At 56.9% G+C, this 3063-nt stretch carries 2 rRNA genes (1 of these 2 cut by a window edge); both read left to right on the forward strand.

Annotation, left to right across the window (positions count from 1 at the left end):
- A 23S ribosomal RNA gene (locus tag ABZ795_RS28670) occupies window positions 1-2843 on the forward strand (it extends 367 nt beyond the left edge of the window).
- Between the two features lie 99 nt (window positions 2844-2942).
- Window positions 2943-3059: ribosomal RNA gene (rrf, locus tag ABZ795_RS28675) — 5S ribosomal RNA — on the forward strand.
- Window positions 3060-3063: the final 4 nt, after the last annotated feature.

The following is a 3063-nucleotide window of genomic DNA, read 5'->3' on the forward strand; positions in this document are numbered from 1 at the left end:
CGAGGCTAAACCGGTTGCGTGTGATACCTGTCAGGGGTTGCGTGGTCGGGGTTGTGGGACCCTGCTGAACATGCTGACACGTGTTCGAGGAGTTATAAAACCAGTTGTTAGCTGAATGGTCTGGAAAGGCCGACCGTAGACGGTGATAGTCCGGTAGGTGAAAGCAGCTGGTCTTCTGTGGGTGTTCCCGAGTAGCGGCGGACTCCTGAAATCTGCCGTGAATCTGCCAGGACCACCTGGTAAGCCTAAATACTTCCTGGTGACCGATAGCGGACGAGTACCGTGAGGGAATGGTGAAAAGTACCCCGGGAGGGGAGTGAAATAGTACCTGAAACCGTTCGCCTACAATCCGTCGGAGCCTTGAGGGGTGACGGCGTGCCTTTTGAAGAATGAGCCTGCGAGTTAGTGGCATGTGGCGAGGTTAACCCGTGTGGGGGAGCCGTAGCGAAAGCGAGTCTGAAGAGGGCGTTTGAGTCGCATGTTCTAGACCCGAAGCGGAGTGATCTAGCCATGGGCAGGCTGAAGCGTGGGTAAGACCGCGTGGAGGGCCGAACCCACCAACGTTGAAAAGTTGGGGGATGACCTGTGGTTAGGGGTGAAAGGCCAATCAAACTCCGTGATAGCTGGTTCTCCCCGAAATGCATTTAGGTGCAGCGTCGCGTGTTTCTTGCCGGAGGTAGAGCACTGGATGGTCTAGGGGGCCCACAAGCTTACCGAAATCAGCCAAACTCCGAATGCCGGTAAGTGAGAGCGCGGCAGTGAGACTGCGGGGGATAAGCTTCGTAGTCGAGAGGGAAACAGCCCAGATCACCAGCTAAGGCCCCTAAGCGTGTGCTAAGTGGAAAAGGATGTGGGATCGCATAGACAACCAGGAGGTTGGCTTAGAAGCAGCCACCCTTTAAAGAGTGCGTAATAGCTCACTGGTCAAGTGGTTCCGCGCCGACAATGTAGCGGGGCTCAAGCACACCGCCGAAGCTGTGGCATTCACATTTTAACCCCGCTGGCGCCTTCGGGTGTCGGTGCAGGTGTGTGGATGGGTAGGGGAGCGTCGTGCCGGGGGTGAAGCAGCGGGGTGACCCAGTTGTGGACGCGGCACGAGTGAGAATGCAGGCATGAGTAGCGAAAGAAGGGTGAGAAACCCTTCCGCCGGATGACCAAGGGTTCCAGGGCCAGGTTAATCCGCCCTGGGTGAGTCGGGACCTAAGGCGAGGCCGAGAGGCGTAGTCGATGGACAACGGGTTGATATTCCCGTACCCGCGAAAGAGCGTCCCTGATGAACCTCGTTGTGCTAACCACCCGAGCCGGCTGATGTCTTCGGACTGATGTTGGGGAGCGTGGGAACCTGGCGGGTAGTAGTCAAGCGATGGGGTGACGCAGGAAGGTAGCTGAGCCCGGCCGGTGGTTGTGCCGGGGTAAGCGTGTAGGCCGTGTCATAGGCAAATCCGTGACACATGAGGCTGAGACGTGATGCCGAGCCGATTCAGGTGAAGTCAGTGATCCTATGCTGCCGAGAAAAGCCTCTAGCGAGTTCTGAGCGGCCCGTACCCCAAACCGACACAGGTGGTCAGGTAGAGAATACCGAGGCGATCGGGCGAACTGTGGTTAAGGAACTCGGCAAATTGCCCCCGTAACTTAGGGAGAAGGGGGGCCGGAGACGTGAAGCCCCGCGCGGGTGGAGCGTTGTATGGCCGCAGAGAGCAGGGGGAAGCGACTGTTTACTAAAAACACAGGTCCATGCGAAGAAGTAATTCGATGTATATGGACTGACGCCTGCCCGGTGCTGGAACGTTAAGGGGACCTGTTAGCTCTTCGGGGCGAAGCGGAGAACTTAAGCGCCAGTAAACGGCGGTGGTAACTATAACCATCCTAAGGTAGCGAAATTCCTTGTCGGGTAAGTTCCGACCTGCACGAATGGCGTAACGACTTCCCCACTGTCTCAACCACAGGCCCGGCGAAATTGCAGTACGAGTAAAGATGCTCGTTACGCGCGGCAGGACGGAAAGACCCCGGGACCTTTACTATAGCTTGACATTGGTATCTGAGTTAGCTTGTGTAGGATAGGTGGGAGCCGGTGAAGCGCATACGCCAGTATGTGTGGAGGCAATCTTGAAATACCACTCTGGTTGATTCGGGTATCTAACTTCGGACCGTTATCCGGTTCAGGGACAGTGTCTGGTGGGTAGTTTAACTGGGGCGGTTGCCTCCTAAAAGGTAACGGAGGCGCCCAAAGGTTCCCTCAGCCTGGTTGGCAATCAGGTGTTGAGTGCAAGTACACAAGGGAGCTTGACTGTGAGACTGACGGGTCGAGCAGGGACGAAAGTCGGGACTAGTGATCCGGCACTTGCGAGTGGAAGCGGTGTCGCTCAACGGATAAAAGGTACCCCGGGGATAACAGGCTGATCTTCCCCAAGAGTCCATATCGACGGGATGGTTTGGCACCTCGATGTCGGCTCGTCGCATCCTGGGGCTGTAGCAGGTCCCAAGGGTTGGGCTGTTCGCCCATTAAAGCGGTACGCGAGCTGGGTTTAGAACGTCGTGAGACAGTTCGGTCCCTATCCGCCGTGCGCGTAGGATACTTGAGAAGGGCTGTCCCTAGTACGAGAGGACCGGGACGGACGAACCTCTGGTGTGCCAGTTGTCCCGCCAGGGGCACGGCTGGTTAGCTACGTTCGGAAGGGATAACCGCTGAAAGCATCTAAGCGGGAAGCCTGCTTCAAGATGAGGTATCCCACCACCCTTGGGTGGGTAAGGCCCCCAGCTAGACGACTGGGTTGATAGGCCGGAAATGTAAGCCCGGTAACGGGTTCAGTTGACCGGTACTAATAGGCCGAGGACTTGCTCACAAAGATTCTGCTCGCGTCCACTGTGCAACTCACGACAAACAAACAAACACCCCGGACACACGCTGTTTGGTGTGGTGTTGTTTGATATGTTGATAAGGTTACGGCGGTCATGGCGGAGGGGAAACGCCCGGTTACATTCCGAACCCGGAAGCTAAGCCCTCCAGCGCCGATGGTACTGCACTCGGGAGGGTGTGGGAGAGTAGGACACCGCCGGACACAC

This window comes from Micromonospora sp. NPDC047134 (assembly GCF_040643455.1).
GTDB lineage: Bacteria > Actinomycetota > Actinomycetes > Mycobacteriales > Micromonosporaceae > Micromonospora.